The sequence below is a fragment of the Propionivibrio pelophilus DSM 12018 genome (assembly GCF_059569095.1).
Map to the genome: position 1 here is coordinate 1 of NZ_JCANUT010000015.1, position 17231 is coordinate 17231.

The window sequence follows — 17231 nt, forward strand, 5'->3', positions numbered from 1 at the left end:
AAAGACGCCGGCAAGAAGAAGGTCTTCCTGATCCTCGACAACTTGCGTGTCCATCACAGCAAGCCGGTGAAAAAATGGGTGACCGAACACGCCGAGCAGATCGAACTGTTTTACCTGCCGAGCTACAGCCCGGAATTAAACCCCGAGGAACGATTGAATGCCGATCTCAAACAGGCGATGGGGTCAAAAGTCCCAGCCCGTACCAAAGCCAAACTCCGCTCCGCCGCGACCCAGCACATGACCGAACTTGAGCGTTCGCCTGAACGCATCAAGGCCTTCTTTCAGGACAAACAGGTTCGCTATGCCGCGTAAAAACTTATTCGGGCCTGATCAATAGTTACATCGTTACATGCCGAGCGACTTCAGGAGCTCGTCGTTGTCGTCATTGCTTTGCACGTCCGGCCGTTCGCCGGTCACGGCGCCGCCGTTGGCGGCCTGCGCGATCAGTGCGTCGGGGTCGGGAGCCTCGTTCGGCTCGAAGTCGTACAGCTTGATGAACTCGGTGCGGTCGATCGCCAGTTCGAGGTAGAAGATGTTGCCGCCGCCGGTGTAGAAGGTGACCCGCCGCGCTTCGGCCTGGTCGAGGTTGGCGTCGACGCTGAGCATCACCTGCTTGTTGATCGCCAGCATCTTCGGCTGGTTCTGGGTGATGTGCGTCTGCAGTTCGCGCCCGACCTTGCCGGTGAAGTCGCCGACGATCTGGTTCATCAGCTCGCCCATGACGTTGGCCACCTCGTCGGAGGTGAAGGAACTGGCCAGACTGTCCTCCGGAATGCCCATGTTGCGCATGTAGCTGGTGTACAACTCCATCGCCGCCTGCGCCGACAAATTGATGATCACCAGCCCGGAGAAGCCGCCGTCGAAGAGCACGAAGCAGCCGATGTCCGGCTTCAGGCAGGTCTTGCTGATCCGTTGCACCATCGCCGAATAGCGGATCTGGCTGTGCGTGGCCAGGGTGAGAACCTTGGTGACCGAATCGCACAGGCTGACGAGCACATCCTCGGTGCCGAACACGACGGTTTTTTCTATTGGGCTCATGGTGTTATCGCTTGTTGTTGGGGAATCGAATTATCTATAGCACAGGTGATCTGGAAAAGGTTGGGGCGTGCGTGGGGAAATAGATGAAATCGAGGTTGTTTTTCTCCACGATCCTGCCTTTGCCCGACCATGAATGAGTGAGGGCGTAGCGCTCTATGAGTGGAGTACTCGTTTTGGGAAAGATGTCCAGACGGACTACGCTATGATTCGTCTGCTCGCTACCGTCGTCTGACGAGGCGGTCATCCCCATTTTTCCACCCGATTATTCCTGATGCCATGAAAGATTGCGGCCACATTCATCGTGATGCGGACAAGCGTATGCGGACGGGAGGCGCTGACGAGGTGATCGTCCTCAGCTTCGATGTTGACGATATGAGTGGCGAGGAAATCGGCCTTGCCGCGGATCGTTTACGCGCGCTCCAAGGCGTGCTGGATCTCAGTATCGGGAACCGGCAGGGCAAGAAAGGGCGTCCGGTCATCGATTTTCGTTTGTTGATTGCGCCCGAGGCGCTTGAGGTGGTGAGTCGCGCATGTTTTGTCGAGACATCGACGATCGGTATGCGCTGGCATCGTGAGCAACGTTACTGCCTGGAACGCAGTCATGAGTCTCTCTTGTTTGAGGGGCGCACTTTGCGCCGCAAGCGGGTTGTGCGCCCTGATGGATCGTTCTCCTGCAAGGTCGAAAGCGATGATCTGGATGATTGTGAAGGTTTGTCGGAAAGACGCAGGCTGAAGGTTCTCGGGGAACAGCCGGACGATAAGTAGCAACTCGTTTCGACGAGGCAAAACTGTTAGGATTGCCCTCTTGTCTTGCCAGGTACGGTTTCTGCAGGAAAAGCTGCAGATCATTCTTTGACGATCATGACCGCCCAAATCTGCTTGGTTGCGCCCTACAAGGCGCTTTCCGAAATCGCTCAGGCGACCCGGAGTCTCGTCAGTGGCGATTTTGATATCGAAACCGCCAATCTTGAGGATGCCCTGACGCTTCTGCCCAAGCTCGAGGAGAAGGGGTATCAGGTGTTGGTTAGCCGGGGCAAGACGGCGCAATTGATCCGCAGACATACGCGCATTCCCGTCGTCGATATCAAGATAAACGCTTACGACATCCTCGGCGTACTGGCCGATTTGGTTGGAAAAAACCGTCGCGTCGGAATAGTCGGCTATGCCGACATAATGCGTGACTGTACGCGGGTTGCCGATACGCTGAAGATTCCCTCGCACTCGATCCTTTTCGAGCAGACGGATGTCGATCAGTACGAAAAATTGCAGAGCATGGTGAGCGAACGGCTTGCGCGAGAGCCAATCGACGTCATGATCGGCGATACCATTCCGCAAAGCCGCTTTGCCCCCTTGTGCGCTGAGTTTCGCCTGGTTACGTCGGGGACGGAGAGCGTCAGGGATGCGCTGGAAAATGCCATAACGCTGCTCAACGCGATGCGGCTGGAGCGGGCCAACCGCGACCATTTGTCGACCGTGCTGGACATGTTCGAGAAGGCGGTGTTTTCGCTTGATCACTCGGGTTTGATCACGCATGCCAATCAGGCGGCCACCACGCTCTTCAAGATGAGCAGGGCCGAAATGATCGGTTTGCCGATCGAGGCGATCGATCCGGCCCTGGTCATCGCGCACGACACGATCGCCGACCGGATCTGGGAAGTCGGGCAGGTGGTGGAGACAAGTCAGGGCAACATGGTCTGCTATCTGTACCCGATTAACCGCGAAGGCGATTGCACGAGCATCGTTTTCGCGCTTGAGCAGGTTGAGCGGATTTATACGCTTGAACAGAAAGTCCGCCATCAGGAGCAGCGCAAGAGCCGGTTTACGGCGCGCCATACCCTCGACGAATACGTCACGCACGAGCCGGAGATGCAGGGGCGACTGGCACTACTGCATAAATATGCGCAGACCGATGCCACGATCCTGATCACGGGTGAAAGCGGAACCGGCAAGGAACTGCTCGCGCAGGGTATTCACAACGCGAACCATCGAGCACACGGGCCTTTCGTCGCCGTCAACTGCGGTGCACTGCCGCCCAGTCTTCTGGAAAGTGAATTGTTCGGCTATGTCGAGGGGGCCTTTACTGGCGCATTGCGCAAGGGAAAAAAGGGGTTGTTCGAGTTGGCGCACCAGGGGACATTGTTCCTTGACGAGATTGGCGAGCTAGACAAACTTTTGCAGACAAGGCTGTTGCGAGTCATTCAAGAGCGAGAACTCATGCGACTCGGTTCCGAGAGTTCGATCCCTGTGGATATTCGAATCGTTGCCGCATCAAATCGCAACCTTGAAGACATGGTGAGCTCGGGAGCGTTTCGCGAGGATCTTTATTACCGCCTGAACGTGCTCCAGATCGATATGCTGCCGCTACGCCGGCGCCGCAACGACATTATCCCCAGCGCTTTGAAATTGCTGCGCAGCTATGCGCGCGTCCATAACAAGATCGCCATCGATCTCGACGCTGATTTACGCCGTCTGTTGCTAGATTACGATTGGCCAGGGAACTTCCGCCAACTCGGCAACGTAATGGAGCGCTTGGCAATCATCGCGACAACCCCGGTCGTCCGCCTTGACCATGCCGTTCCGGTTCTGGCCGACCTTTTTTCACCGCGTAGCGAGAAGACTGCCAATTGCCGCAACTGCCAATTGACGACCGGGAGCATGGACGACATCCGCCTGAAAGTGGTCACCAAGATTCTGGTCGAGGAAGGCCAGTCGAAGACTCACGCGGCGAAGCGGCTAGGCGTCGACCGCACGACCTTGAACCGTTGGCTGAAGCAACAGTAAAGGTTCGCGGTCGATAGCGCCGTTCGGAACCGTCGTTGGAGCATCCTTACAAAACGGCAGACAGGACGAGGCCACTGCCAACGATGGCGACGAATTGGCCGAGACGCAGAGCGAGCATTGGGCGACTCTTCAGTACGAAGTGGGCGAAGCCCATGCCAAGACCATGCAGCACGGCCGAGCCGAGGACGATGCCGGCCATGATCGTCGAGCCTTGTTCCAGTTCGCCGCCGTGCGCCATGCCGTGGAACAGGGCGAACCCGCCGATGACGGCCAGTGCCGCAGAAAGACCGAGCCGGAACGGTAGTGTGAGCATTACGCCGAGCACCAGTACGGAGGCGGCGACGAGCGGTTCCAGTTGCGGCACGATGAGGCCATGCTGGCCGAGTGCGGCACCGGCGGCGAGCAGCATGACGAACGTGGCCGGCGCCAGCCAGACGTGGCGTGCATGCAGCACACTCCAGACGCCGACGAGCAGCATTGCCAGCAGGTGGTCGAGGCCGAGGAAGGGGTGGGTGAATCCGTCAACGAAACCTTGTTCGCCATGACCGGTGTGGGCGAAGGCGGCGAGAGGGAGCGTCGCGAGCAGAAGGATGGCGATACGTTTTGTCATGAGTGGCTCCTTGGAATTTGTTGATCAATGAGGGGTGTGCGGCGAATAAAATTACTGAGGGTTGGATCCATCGTTTGATGAAGCTATCCAGGCTGGATAGATGGCCGGCAGCCGATCATTCGCAAGGCGGCACACGCGGCACCGAATCCGTTGTCGATATTGACACTGACCAGGCCTTGGGCGCACGAAGCCAGCGCACTGGTCAAGGCGGCTTGCCCGCGTTCGGCAACTCCGTAACCGATCGACGTCGGGACGGCGATGACCGGGGCGTCGACGAGTCCCGACAGGACGCTGAACAAGGCGCCTTCCATCCCGGCGATGGCGATCACGACGGAAAAGGTACGAATCTCCGGCAATCGCTTCATCAATCGCCAGAGTCCGGCTACGCCGACATCACTCACGATTGGTGCTGCGTAGCCATGGAACGCCAATGTGCGTTGCGCTTCGCGCGCGACCGGTAGATCCGATGTGCCGGCGCACACGATGCCTGGCCCGCGTATGTTCGGTTTTTCACCCAGACAGTGAAAGGCGGTGCGCGATGCGGCATCGTGATCGAGTTTTTCGCGCAATGCCTCGGGGAGCGAAAAATGTTTTTCCACACCAATCCGGGTCAGGAGAAGGGGCATTTCCCCGGCAGCAGTCAGAATCGCTGCTATTTGCTCTGGCGTCTTGTTTTCGCAGAAAACCGCTTCCGCTATTCCGGTTCTCGCCTCCCTCTCCCAGTCCATTTCGAACTCGCTCATGCTGCGATTCGCAGAAAGGCGGCGCCGCGCCGGTAGGGTCGAACTCCGGCGAAACTCCTGCATTTCTCATCGCACAAGGTCTGGAGCAGTTGTTCGACACGGCTCTGGTCATTACCCGTTGGCAATCTTTCGCATTCGACAAAGACTCCTTTTGCGGTAATCCGGCAACGTATCGCTCCGGCGTCGGGCAAGAGATCGTTCAGTGCTGCTTCGGCCGTTTCGATGAAGCGCAAGGCACTTCCGTCAACGCGGATGCCCGTCTCAATACGGCTGGCGAGGCAAGGTTGAGCCGGCAAGGCCGCGAGATCGCGCAGACCAAAGAGCCTCGCGATTTCATAAATGTCGGACTTGTACAGTCCAGACTCCACGAAGGGGTGCAGTACTTCATGACGGGCCGCCGCCTCCAGTCCGGGGCGGTAATCGCTGAGGTCGTCGACGTTGGTGCCGGACGCGATGCGCAGTCCGGTAAGGGTCTGAATGCGCAGGTACAGTCGAGATTTGCAATAGAAACAGCGGTCTACGGGGTTTTCCCGGTAGTTCGGGTCGTCCAGTTCATGGGCGTCGACGAGTGACAGGTTCCAGCCGTGGTGCGCGGCGTGCGCCTGAACGCGTTCCGTTGCGCTCCGGGGGACGGCTGGCGATACGGCATGAACTGCGGTCATGGCGGTTCGTGAATGGGTGTGGGCAACATGCGCGAGAACCATGCTGTCTAGCCCGCCGCTGACGGCGATAGCGAGATCGTCATGTGTGTCAAGTACGGCTACCAGACGAGCCAGCTTTTCCTGAATGGCAATCATGTGTGTTCCTTGGCCTGCTTTTTCTCGTGTCGATGATTGTGTTTGGCGGGAACTTGGCTGTGTGCGCTGGTGACCCCGACCGATGGCGCCTTGATTTCCACCCGGGACGAAGAAAAAACGAGCGCACGCAGAATGTTCGGCATGCCCGCCAGTTCGCGTGTGCCAGCGCCGGTTCCGGCGGCGCATAGCGTCCCGTGCGCCGCTGCGACCTGGTTCGTCTTTGCTACGTGCGCAAGAATGGCGGCTCCGGTTGGGGTGACGCGTTCTCCTCCGATGCCGTCGTCCCGCCAGCGAAAGCCGCGCAGTATTTCCACGGTGGCCGGCGTTGGAACAGGGAGCAGTCCATGGCGTGTGCGTATCAGGCCGTTGCCGCGTGGCAGTTCCGATACGCTCCATGAACAATGTTCCAATGCGGCAGAAATACTGCCGGCCGCCACTACGTCCATCAGCGAATCCCAGTCGGCGATTTCGTGGAAATGGACCTCTTCGACAGGAACCCGGTGTGTCCGGCTTTCGGCCTCGGCGAGCCGTCGCAAGATGGCGAGAGCGTGCTCTTCCGTGCCGGGTTGTAACTTGGAACGTGCGATGCACGAAGCAATCTCGGGATAGAAGACCGCGTGGTCGTGTCTGTGTCCGGCGAGATTTTCTTCTTCGTGATGATCTTCGTGGGCTTCCTTCAAGGTGAAGCGGCATACGGCAATGCCGCTGCTCAAACCTTCGCTGAGTGTCGGTTGGCCGCAGTGGGGAGGAAGGGCTGCGGCCAGGTCGGCAAAAACGCGTTGGCGCAGATCGGGCAGCGCGTCGAGCACGGCGGCGACAAACATGTCGCCGGCAAGTCCGCCGACAGCATCGAGGTGGATATGGCTGTACTCAGTCACGATGCGCACACACCGGAATAACATAGGGCCCTTCGGGAATGATGGCTACCTCGGGGTCGTTATGCCGCAGCACGCTTTCGGCGATGGCTTGTTCGACGGAGCTAACCATTTCCACGCCCGTAATGCGTCGTTCTTCGTCGCTCAGTCCTGTTGTGTACAACTGTACATTGCTGATGCGCATCGGCTTGAGTTGCATTTCCGTCTGCCATTCGTCGATTTCGGCGAAGGTCTTTGCTTTCAGGGTGGCCAGGAAGCGTTCCGGCCCGAGGTCAACCATCTTGCTCTGCGCTTCGCGGAATTCGCTTGATCCAAAACCTTCCGAGCATTCCGAAGCGATGATCAGGGTGCCGCCGGGTTCCAGGATGTCCATCGGCGTGACCATCCCTTTGATGGTCTGGTAATACGTCTTGTCGAGAGGGTAACCGGCCGATGAGGTTACAACCGTCTTGAAACGTCGCGGTACCTTGATGATCGTCGCGTCAGAGATGAATTCGACAGCCGCGAGATGGCTGGCGATAACCTCGCCGAAGTTTACGTAAACAAGATCGCGGTCTTCATCCAGTACGGTGTTGATGGCGTACACTTCGCCAACTTTGCGCACGATTTCCAGCTGCTCTTCGTGCAACGGGTTTTTCGCCAGGTTGCACTGAACGGCCAGAGGGTCCTCCATGAAACGTGCAGAATGAAATGTGCGGATTGTTTCGTGATGTGCAACTCCCGGAGCGATGACCTTGCGTCCGCCCGACCAGCCTGCCATGAAATGGGGTTCGATCAGGCCGGACACAATGCGCAGATCGGCTTCGACAAAGCGTCGATCGATCTTGACCGGTGTGCCGCGGTTCGTCGCGCCGAGATCGATGTGGTCGGCATCGTTGCGGGCGAAATGGTTTTCCACGCGCACTGTGTTCATCACCCAAGGGTCGCCAACCAACTCCAGTAGTTCGTCTCCCTCGTTGGGACGATGCAACCCGGTGGCTACCACGATTGAAATGTTCGCCGGTGCAATTCCGGCCGCCATCAGCGTTTCAATCATCGGGCGCAGGAACAGCTTGTTGGGGACGGGGCGCGTGATGTCGCAGATCAGTATGCAGGCGCTCTTTCGTCCCTCGGCCAGCCAGGCCAAGGGCGGTGCGGCCACTGGTTTTTCCAGTGCCTGCCGAACGGCGCCTTGCTGGTTGGCGAGTTTCGGCAGAACGACCTTGCGGATTACAGTCGGTTTGACGTTGGGCGGCAGGTGCACGTCTAAATGACTACGTCCGTAGGCGATATCGACCAAATGACTCATTACGCGATGTCTCCAATTCCAGTTTTTTCCGCAGAGCGGAGTGTTTGATTGTTCTCCGGTTATGCGTAGTTCGGTAGGACCGGATTGCCTTTTTCTGCTGATTTTTTTCGATGGCGAGCCATGTGTTTCTGGCGGCAGCAAGCCGCCGCCAGTGGGTTTTATCTTCCGTCAGGCCTCTTGCTGGGCGGGTACTGCATCGATCTCGAAAGGCTCATCCTTCGCGTTGATTCCGCGGCTCTTTTGCCATCTGTCCACGAGAATGACGGCGATCGGGCAAAGGATGGCCGTGGTCAGTGTGGAAATCGAAACCTGCAGCGTGGCGATTTCCACCAGACTCTTGTAGGCCTGCGCCTCGGCTGCCGTCATCATGCCGGCCCCCATGGCCACAGAAGCCGCAGCGGCGATTGCTGCCGGGGTGCCAACCGCATTTCCGGCCGTGGATGCCTCTGCTACCGGGGCAATCCGGCTTTTCTCGCCAAACAGGCGGAAAACCACCATGCCGGTCAAAGCGGTAAGGACGGTGGTCATGAGGCCCAGCGTCAGTCCGGCCACGACCACATTAGGATTCAAGAAGGTGGCGAAATTCATCCCCGCGCCCAGTGCAAAAGCGAAGAAGGGCACCGGGAGATATTCGCCGGGTTTCAGGAAATCGCGAATGTCCTGATCGAGGTTTCCAAGCAGCATTCCGATAGCGATCGGTAAGAGAACTGCGACAAAGGCGATGATCGGGAAGTTTGCGCCCAACATTCCCAGTGCCATGAGTGTGAAGAATGGACCGTCGTTCAGAGACAGAACTGCCACGGCCCCCACGTCCGAGCGGTTGCCATACTGCCCGGTCAATGCGGCATACATGCCGCCGTTGCCATTGGTCATCGCGGCGATGATGGCCACGGCAGACAAACCGAGAAAGCCGTTCATCATGTCGCCAGAGAGATAGCCCCAGAGAAATCCGACGCCAACACCGGTGAAATACTTGCTTGCCGTCAGGAGGATGCCTTTCTTCATCGCGATGCCGCCGACGCGCAGGTTCATCTGGCTGCCGCAGCAGAACAGGAAAAGGGCAATAAGGCATAGGGCGCCGTCCTTGAACAACCATTGCGAGAAGCCGCCAATCCGCAAGAACTCATAGATGCCAGGCTTGAACTGAGCAACTCCCAGCGACTTCAGAAAATCCATGATGAACGGAATGTGCATCTGGTCAATGGTGTTGAGAAGTGCACCAAGGAAGAGTGGAACTACCATTAGCCCGCCCGGAACTTTCTCTATCGTTCGTTTGATTTGCATAATTCCCATCCCTTTCTCGTTTTTTGGGTTAAATATGATCAGGCCTGCATTAAAAGCAAAAAGCAAATACCCACCCGAATATGTCTTCCGGGCTTAGGCAAGGCTGTCAGCAATAACAGTGCCATTTGCTAAGTTGCTGGTTTCATTAGGTTTTAGCAGGAAGCGTTGAGGTGAGTGATGGAAAATGCACGGGGCTCTGATGTGTTTTGCCTCAGGCGAGGCCGATGGCGGTTGATGCTGTGCATTTACTGTCGCTGAGTTTTCAAAATAGAGAGAGATACAAAAAATATGTCCCACGACGTAGTCGATACCCAGGTTTCCCCCAGCGGAACGCTGGAAGTCCTTTCCCGTGCCGAAGTCGCCAGCCTGCTCGATCGCAGCCAGGGCGGGCTGCATGAGCTCTTCCGCAATTGCGCGCTGGCCGTGCTCAACTGTGGCAACGAACTCGACGATGGCAAGGAACTGCTGGAACGTTACGAGAGTTTCGCCATCCGCCTTTTGCGCCGCGAGCGCGGCATCAAGCTGGACATCCAGGGGGCGCCGGCCAGCGCCTTTGTCGACGGGAAAATGATCGCCGGCATCCGCGAGCATCTTTTCGCCGTCCTGCGCGACGTGGTTTACGTCTGGGACGAAATCCGCGGCAATTCGCGCTTCGACGCGGCGACGCCGGAGGCCGTGACCGATGCCGTCTTCCACATCCTGCGCAACGCCGGCATCCTGGAGCCGATGGAAGATACCAATCTGGTCGTCTGCTGGGGCGGGCATTCGATCTCGCGCGAGGAATACGACTATTCCAAGTACGTCGGCTATGAACTGGGTTTGCGCGGGCTGGACATCTGCACCGGGTGCGGGCCGGGGGCGATGAAGGGGCCGATGAAGGGCGCGGCGATCGCCCACGCCAAGCAGCGCATCGGCGGGCGCTACCTCGGGTTTTCCGAGCCGGGAATCATCGCCTCGGAATCGCCGAACCCGATCGTCAACGCGCTCGTCATCTTTCCTGACATCGAAAAGCGGCTGGAAGCGTTCGTCCGCGTCGGCCATGGCATCGTCGTCTTTCCCGGCGGCGTCGGGACGGCGGAGGAAATCCTCTACCTGCTCGGCATCCTGCTGCACCCGGACAACGCCGGGTTGCCGTTGCCCGTGGTCTTTTCCGGGCCACGCAGCGCGGCCGGCTACTTCGAACGGATCGACCGCTTCATCGGCGAAACGCTGGGCAGCGCGGCGCAGCGCCTGTACAAGATCGTCATCGACGACGCGGCGGGCGTGGCCCGCGAACTGAAGTCCGGCCTGCAAACGGTGCGCGACTTTCGCAAGAGCCGCCACGACGCCTATCACTTCAACTGGCTGCTGCACGTCGATGGCGAGTTCCAGCAACCGTTCCGACCGACGCACGAGGCGATGCGCGGGCTGGACCTGCACCGCAACCAGCCGGGCCATCGCCTTGCCGCCGCGCTGCGCCGGGCGTTCTCGGGCATCGTCGCGGGGAACGTCAAGGCCGATGGCATCCACGAGATCGAACGGCACGGGCCGTTCGAGATCCACGGCGACGCGGCGATCATGCAGCCGCTCGACGAATTGCTGGCTTCGTTCGTGGCGCAACAGCGCATGAAGCTGCCGGGCAAGGAGTACAACCCCTGCTACCGCGTGGTGCGTTGACGGTTGTCGTGGAAGCCGGCCGATTGCCTGACTAGAATGAAATTGCGCCGAGGAAGTTGCGGCGCATGGATGTTCCCGCAAACCAATGGTCGAGAGGGAGGGCATCATGGCAATCGGTGAAATCTGTTGTCGCGACGTCGTCATTGCGCAGGTCGAGGAGACGGTGCAGGACGCCGCCCGGCTGATGCGCGAGCACCATGTGGGCAACGTGGTCGTCGTCGAGGAGCGCGAGGGGAAAAGCGTGCCGATCGGCATCGTTACCGACCGGGACGTGGTGGTCGAGATCGTCGCCCTGGGCCTCGACCCCGAAACACTGACCATCGGCGACATCATGCTGCCCGGTTTGGCGACCGTCGGGGAGGAAACCGGTGTCTTCGAGACGATCGAATTCATGCGCGGCAAGGGGGTTCGACGGATGCCGGTGGTCGCCGCGGACGGCGCCCTGGTCGGCATCGTGACACTCGACGACCTGTTGGCGGTACTCGCCGAGGAGTTCTATGAGCTGTCCGGCCTGCTGCGCAAGGAGCAGCAAAAGGAGGCTGTCAGTCGGCGTTGAAACGGGTCGGAACATAATAAAGGCGCGAGCTGCTCAAGTTTCGGCGGCTTATGCCGAAAGTAATAGAATCCGGGCCGCACATTTTGGGAGTGTCTTTCTATGCCACAAATCAACGATATCAGCTTGCGCGCGAAGCTCATGCTCAATTTTCTCGTGAGCGGAGGCGTACTGATTGCGGCGATTGTTTTTTGTCTTCTCCAGATTCGCTCGGTGGGTCAGGCTACCGCGGAAATTGCCAGCAACTGGCTGCCTGCCGTTCAGCAGGCGGCGGGAATCAGCCAGTTGCGTCTGCGTTACCGGGTACGCAGCCTGGAACTGATGCTGGCGGGCGATGACGACGAACGCGTAAAGATTGAAAAATCGCTCAATTCGCTCGATGCATCGCTGACGGAGGCGCTGAAAAAGTACGAGCCACTGATTTCCAGTGAGGAGGAGCGGAAGATCTATCAGGCGGCGGTGGCTGCCGTCGCATCCTATCGCGGCACGGTGCAGGAAGCGGTCACCTTGGCGAAGGCCGGAAACATGGACGGCGCCCAGAATCTGCGCCGGACGACGTGGGTCAAGGCCGCGGATGAGGTGCGCGATCAGGTGGACGCCTTGGTCAAGTTGAACCGGAGCGGCTCCGAAAAAGCCGCGGAACAGGCGGACAAGGATGTCGGTATGGCGATGAGGGCGGGGTTGTTGGCGTTGCTTGCCGGTGTCGTGGTTGCCATTGCCGCCACCGTGATGGTTGCGCGCAGCCTGAGCCGTCGCTTGGCCGAGAGCGTCGGGGCCGCGCAGCAGATCGCCAGTGGCGAACTGGGCGGGCTGATGCCGGCGCCGAGCAAGGACGAGGTGGGACAGTTGGTCAAGGCGATGACCGAGATGCAACAGGCACTGCGTCGCGCGATGCAGGAGACCCGGGACGGCGCCGATTCGATTCTGTCCTGCTCGACGGATCTGCACGGCTCGGTACGCCAGATGGAGGAGTCGGCGAGCGTGCAGAGCTCGGTCGCCTCGGCGATCGCGGCGAACGTGGAAGAGGTCACGGTATCGATCAACCATGTCTCGGAGAGCACCGGCGAGGCGGCGCGGTTTGCGCGGGATTCGGATCGGAGGGCGCAGGAAGGGCATGACCGGATCGAAAAACTGATTGAGCGGATCGGCAGTGTGGCGGAGGTCATTCGCGGAGCGGCCGAGCAGATCGACCGGCTCGAAGGCGAATCGGAGAAGATCTCCAATATCGTTGGCGTCATCAAGGACATCGCGGATCAGACCAACTTGCTGGCGCTCAATGCCGCCATTGAAGCAGCGCGGGCGGGCGAGCAGGGCCGCGGCTTTGCCGTCGTGGCCGATGAAGTGCGCAAGCTGTCCGAACGTACGGCGGTTTCCACCGGCGAAATCGCCACGACGATCGGCGCTATCCAGCAGTCCACGCACGATGTTGTGGCCGAGGTCCGTCACGGTGTGGCGCTGGTCGATGCGGGGGTTGTCGACGCCCGTGAAGCCGGCGAGGCCATCGCCAGCTTGCAGGAGATGGCGCGCAAGGTCGCGCAGATTGTTGCCGAGGTGGACGAAGCACTGCACGAACAGGCGTCCGCATCGAACGATGTCGCGAAAAAAGTGGAGGAGGTCGCCACCCAGGCCGATGAGGCGTCCTCGATCGCCCAGCAGACGTCGCTGGCTGCGGAATCGATGTCGCAGACTGCGCACGGCCTGCAACAACTGGTGGCACGTTTTCGCATTTAGTTCAGGGCGGGCTTGTGGCAGATGAATGAACACCGGAAAATGCGCGCATGATCGTTCCGCACCCAACCACCAGTCCCGCGATGCAGCGCATCCTTGCCCTGCTGGCCGAAAAGGCCGGCATGTCGGCGAGCGACCTGTCGCGTGAGGCTTTCGTCGGCCTGACCACCCTGGCGTGCGGCGGTTACCTGAAAGCGCTGCGGGCCAAACGGCTGATTCACGTCAGCGGCTGGCGCAAGACGCGCAAGGGCTTTGTGACACCGTTGTTCAGCTTGGGCGACCGTCCGGATCTGCCGCGGCCGGTGTTCAAGGACGAGGATCGCGATTCGGAGGGGATGAACCGCATCGTCGCCGCACTGGAACAAAACGGACCGATGACGTATCGCGAGCTGGCGGAGGCAACCGGCCTGTCGCCGAACACGATCAAGAACGCACGCTACATGGACATTCTGGTCAAGCAGAAGCGGATTCATGTCTGCGACTGGGCACGCAACCGCGCCGGGCCGATGACTGCCGTGCACGCGGCGGGTTACGCCGCCGCTGCGCCCAAGCCCGCGCCACTGTCGGCTTCCGAAAAGAATCAGCGCTTCCGCGAGAAGGGCCGGGCCCTGTCGGCGGATCGCGGTCTTGTCGTCCAACTGGCGCGGTTGTAATTCCTGAGCCGGTTGCCGGCTCGTCTGCTTATTGCTTCGGCACGATGAAGTATGAAGACCTCGTCATGCCGGCGTCGGCCGGTATCCAGTATCGGAGAGCAATAGCCGACTGGCCCCCGGCCTTCGCCGGGGCGACGACTTCGAACATTGTCTCGCCGAATCAATAGTCCTTGTTTTCGTTCCAGTAGGCGTCCACCGCGGCCTGGATTTCGCCGAGCTGGACGGCATCGCGCTGTGGTTCGAACAGGTGCCGGAAACGTCCCTGTCGGCTCAGGTAATCATCCACCGGCAAGCGCTCGTGTGGCGCGCGGGTGTGCGTCACCCGGCCGTCGGCGTATTCCTTCAATGGCCAGATCCCGGTCCTGACCGCCAGACGGCCGATTTCGGCGGTTTCCGCGGGATCGAAGTCCCAGCCGGTCGGGCAGGGGGCGAGCGCCAGGAGCAGGCGGGGTCCTTTCAGCGTCGCCGCTTTTTCCACCTTGCGCGCCAGATCGAGCGGTTCGCTGCCAATCAGCGTGGCGGCGTAGGCGGGGCGGTGAGCGCTCCAGATGGCGAACAGATCCTTCTTCCAGCCCCGCAGATCGCGACAGGTGGCGGTGTGCGCGCCGTGCGGCGTCGAGGCCGATTGTTGCTGGCCGGTGTTGCCGTAGCCTTCGTTGTCGTAAACGAGATAGATGAAGTCGAGACCGCGTTCGATGGCGGCCGACGCAGCGGAGAGGCCGATGCCGCCGGCCGCGCCATCGCCGCACAGGACGACGACGGTGAGATCCTGCGCCAGCGGCATGCCGCGCTCGAGGAGGATATCCAGCGCGTCGCGCACGCCCTGCGCGCCGGCCGGTGCCGACGCCATCGCGGTGTAGAGCCAGGAACCGCGCAACGGCGTGTACGGATAGTTGGCGAGCAGGGTCATGCAGCCGGCGGCGTTGACCACCACCGTGTTTTCGCCGAGGACGTCCAGCACCTGGTGCAGCACCTGCAGTCCGCCACAGCCGGCGCACATCGGCGTGCCGCCAGCCAGTTGGCGGGCCTTCGGCAGGTTCTTCAGGTGGGCGAAGGCCGTGTCAGTCATGACGTCTCTCCAGCGCGGCGTGGGCCGTTGTGGGCAATTGCCTGCAGCTTGCGCACCTCGCGCAGTTCGTCGGCGGTGTAGAGCAGGCGGGGCGGCGGCGTTTCGCCGGTCTCGGCGCTTCGTTGCGCGATTGCCGCCATCTCGTAGAACTCCTCGGCGCTGATGTCGCGGCCGCCAAGGCCGCCGATGAAGCTGAGCAGCCGCGGGGCGTCGGGGCTTCCGTAGAGGCTCGATGCCAGCTCCGTGGCCAGGACGCCGCCCTTGCCCATCGACAGGTTCTGGTCGACCACCATCACCGTTCGCCGTCCGAGCAGCCAGCGCTGCAACCCGGCTTCGGGCCACGGGCGGGTCAAGCGCGGGCGCAGCAGCCCGACGCGCCGGCCGGCGTCGCGCAGGTGGTCGATGGCGGCCCGGGCCTTGGTGGCGAAGCAGCCGATCATCAGGAAGACGTCGTCGGCATCCTCCATTTGGTAGGCCTCCACTGCGGAATAGGCACGGCCGAATACCGTGCCGAACTCCCCGCAGATCGCCTCGAACGCCGGCAGGGCCGCCAGTGCAGCGAGGTGCGACTGGTAGCGGAAATAGCTGTACGCGGCGCTGCCGAGTACGGCCGCGCCCTCCGCCACGGGCTGGCCGGCGCGGAAGCGGAGGTTTTCCGGCGCGAACGGTGGCAGGAAGCGTGTGGCCTGCTCCGCGCTCGGCAGCAGCACCGGCTCGCGGGTGAACGACAGGTAGAAGCCGTCCAGATTGACGAGGACCGGCAGGCGGACGTCGGGGTGCTCGGCCAGTCGGTAGGCGATGAGGATGCTGTCCAGCACCTCCTGGCAGGTCGCGCAATGCAGTTGCAGGAAGCCGCTGTCGCGCGCCGCCAGCACGTCAGTGTGGTCCGGTTCCAGCGTGATCGGCGTCTGCACGCCGCGCGAGACGTTGACCAGCACGAACGGCGCGCGCAGCCCGGGCGCGGCGTAGATCATCTCCAACGCGTAAAGCAGCCCCTGGCTGGACGTGGCGGTAAAGACGCGCACGCCGGCGACCGCCGCGGCGCAGGCTGCGGTGAGCATCGAATGTTCCGATTCGAGCAGCGTGAGCCGCCCGGGCATGGCACCGGATTCAAGCCAGTTGGCGAGTGTTTCGATGATCTCGGTCTGTGGCGTGATCGGGAACGCCGGCACGTAATCGGCGCGTGCCAGACGGGCGCCCCAAGCGGCGGCCGCATTGCCGCTGAGCAACCGGCGGGTCATGGTTTCGCTCCGTGTTCGGGGATGGCGCGGATGGCGTGCGGCGGACATTGTGCGACGCAGATCAGGCAGCCCTTGCAATGGTCGTAGTCGATCTGCGGCGTGCCGTCGGCGGCCACAGTGATGGCGCTGTCGGGGCAGAACTCGCTGCAGATCCACCAGCAGCGGTTGCAGTGCTCGTGATCGATCACCGGGCGTTGGGTCCGCCACAGGCCAGTATTGACTGCGGCGCTGGTCGCCCCGGCGTGGATGGCGGGCGTAGCCGCGTCGACCGGGTCGGACGACAGGTCGATCCATTCCGGTCGCGTGTGGCCGCCTGCCGGCGGCTCGGCTTCTTCTGTTACGCAGCCGGCATGCGGCGCCATCGCCTGCCAGACCGCGTCAGCCAGCAACAGACCGTCGGAGACGGCCTTGTCGCCGAAGCCGGTCAGCTCGGCGTGGAGGCCCTCAGTCAACGCCTCGTGGTCCAGCACGCCGACGAGGCGGGCGGCAGCGCCAGCGCAGGAGACACCGGAATAGCGCTGCACTTCTGCCGGAAGCACTGCGGGTGGCAGCGTCAGCACCGTGCCCGCGATGTTCAGCCGATCCCGCCAGACTGTTTCCGCCTCATGGCTGGTGATGAGCAGGACGCAGTGGCTGTCGAGTCCCGCGAGAATCGGGCGGGCGGCGACGGCCAGCAGGCTGTCGTCGGCAACGACCACCAGATCCGGGCGGCGAACGATGCCGCGTTCGTCGATTGGGCGGCGATCGGCACGCACGTACGCCGACACCGGCGCGCCGCGCCGTTCCGCACCGTAGTGCGGCGCGTCCTGCACCTCGTAGCCGGCATGGAAGAATGCGCTGCCGAGAATCCGGCTGGCGGTCTTCATGCCCTGTCCGCCGCGGCCATGAAAACGGATGCGGAACATGCCGTTGCCC

Annotated in this window: 17 protein-coding genes; 7 read left to right on the plus strand and 10 right to left on the minus strand. The window is 61.1% G+C overall.

Features of this window, described 5'->3' with window-relative positions; genetic code table 11:
• Positions 1-312: transposase (locus BO74_RS08470; RefSeq protein WP_496441514.1), on the plus strand; the 312-nt coding region annotated here is incomplete at its 5' end.
• A gap of 33 nt (positions 313-345) precedes the next feature.
• On the opposite strand, the gene BO74_RS08475 is transcribed toward BO74_RS08470, so the two are convergent.
• Positions 346-1038 carry a DUF3334 family protein gene (locus BO74_RS08475; RefSeq protein WP_496441516.1) on the minus strand — a complete coding sequence of 231 codons (693 nt, stop codon included), beginning with the start codon at positions 1036-1038 and terminating at the stop codon, positions 346-348.
• Positions 1039-1314: 276 nt separating this feature from the next.
• On the opposite strand from BO74_RS08475, the gene larC2 reads away from it, so the two are divergent.
• Both larC2 and BO74_RS08485 read left to right on the plus strand, forming a co-directional pair.
• Positions 1315-1803 (plus strand): nickel pincer cofactor biosynthesis protein LarC2, encoded by a 489-nt coding sequence (larC2, locus tag BO74_RS08480; RefSeq protein WP_496441518.1) that lies wholly within the window; start codon positions 1315-1317, stop codon positions 1801-1803.
• A gap of 96 nt (positions 1804-1899) precedes the next feature.
• Entirely contained in the window at positions 1900-3819 is a 1920-nt protein-coding gene (locus BO74_RS08485) for a sigma 54-interacting transcriptional regulator (RefSeq protein ID WP_496441520.1), read from the plus strand.
• 46 nt (positions 3820-3865) lie between these two features.
• Here BO74_RS08485 and BO74_RS08490 read toward each other — a convergent pair whose 3' ends face one another.
• From BO74_RS08490 to BO74_RS08515, 6 genes are all read right to left on the minus strand, one after another.
• On the minus strand, positions 3866-4429 hold the full coding sequence (locus BO74_RS08490; RefSeq protein WP_496441521.1) for a HupE/UreJ family protein: 564 nt from the start codon (positions 4427-4429) through the stop codon (positions 3866-3868).
• 83 nt (positions 4430-4512) lie between these two features.
• Entirely contained in the window at positions 4513-5172 is a 660-nt protein-coding gene (gene larB, locus BO74_RS08495; RefSeq protein ID WP_496441522.1) for a nickel pincer cofactor biosynthesis protein LarB, read from the minus strand.
• A complete protein-coding gene (larE, locus tag BO74_RS08500) occupies positions 5169-5969 on the minus strand; it encodes an ATP-dependent sacrificial sulfur transferase LarE (protein ID WP_496441524.1) in 801 nt (266 codons plus the stop codon). Before larE ends, larB begins: the two co-directional genes overlap by 4 nt.
• On the minus strand, positions 5966-6871 hold the full coding sequence (gene larC, locus BO74_RS08505; RefSeq protein WP_496441525.1) for a nickel pincer cofactor biosynthesis protein LarC: 906 nt from the start codon (positions 6869-6871) through the stop codon (positions 5966-5968). The genes larE and larC overlap by 4 nt, the downstream gene beginning before the upstream one ends.
• Positions 6840-8273, minus strand: a complete 1434-nt coding sequence (locus BO74_RS08510) for a nickel-dependent lactate racemase family protein (RefSeq protein WP_496441526.1) — start codon at positions 8271-8273, stop codon at positions 6840-6842. Before BO74_RS08510 ends, larC begins: the two co-directional genes overlap by 32 nt.
• Positions 8274-8300: 27 nt before the next feature.
• Positions 8301-9425: a 2-keto-3-deoxygluconate permease gene (locus BO74_RS08515; protein ID WP_496441527.1), complete on the minus strand. Its 1125-nt coding sequence runs from the start codon at positions 9423-9425 to the stop codon at positions 8301-8303.
• A 279-nt stretch (positions 9426-9704) separates the two neighbouring features.
• Here BO74_RS08515 and ppnN point away from each other — a divergent pair, with 279 nt between their 5' ends.
• From ppnN to BO74_RS08535, 4 genes are all read left to right on the plus strand, one after another.
• A complete protein-coding gene (gene ppnN, locus BO74_RS08520; RefSeq protein WP_496441529.1) occupies positions 9705-11072 on the plus strand; it encodes a nucleotide 5'-monophosphate nucleosidase PpnN in 1368 nt (455 codons plus the stop codon).
• Between the two features lie 106 nt (positions 11073-11178).
• Positions 11179-11628: a CBS domain-containing protein gene (locus BO74_RS08525; protein WP_496441530.1), complete on the plus strand. Its 450-nt coding sequence runs from the start codon at positions 11179-11181 to the stop codon at positions 11626-11628.
• A 99-nt stretch (positions 11629-11727) separates the two neighbouring features.
• Entirely contained in the window at positions 11728-13356 is a 1629-nt protein-coding gene (locus BO74_RS08530) for a methyl-accepting chemotaxis protein (RefSeq protein ID WP_496441532.1), read from the plus strand.
• 47 nt (positions 13357-13403) lie between these two features.
• On the plus strand, positions 13404-14006 hold the full coding sequence (locus BO74_RS08535; protein WP_496441533.1) for a winged helix-turn-helix domain-containing protein: 603 nt from the start codon (positions 13404-13406) through the stop codon (positions 14004-14006).
• A gap of 160 nt (positions 14007-14166) precedes the next feature.
• Here BO74_RS08535 and BO74_RS08540 read toward each other — a convergent pair whose 3' ends face one another.
• Genes BO74_RS08540 through BO74_RS08550 form a run of 3 tightly spaced genes read right to left on the minus strand, consistent with a single transcriptional unit; the run spans position 14167 to position 17221 of the window.
• Positions 14167-15075: a thiamine pyrophosphate-dependent enzyme gene (locus tag BO74_RS08540; RefSeq protein WP_496441534.1), complete on the minus strand. Its 909-nt coding sequence runs from the start codon at positions 15073-15075 to the stop codon at positions 14167-14169.
• Positions 15072-16316, minus strand: coding sequence for a hypothetical protein (locus tag BO74_RS08545; RefSeq protein WP_496441535.1), 1245 nt, complete (start codon positions 16314-16316; stop codon positions 15072-15074). The genes BO74_RS08540 and BO74_RS08545 overlap by 4 nt, the downstream gene beginning before the upstream one ends.
• Positions 16313-17221, minus strand: coding sequence for a 2-oxoacid:acceptor oxidoreductase family protein (locus BO74_RS08550; RefSeq protein ID WP_496441537.1), 909 nt, complete (start codon positions 17219-17221; stop codon positions 16313-16315). The genes BO74_RS08545 and BO74_RS08550 overlap by 4 nt, the downstream gene beginning before the upstream one ends.
• Between the last annotated feature and the right edge of the window lie 10 nt (positions 17222-17231).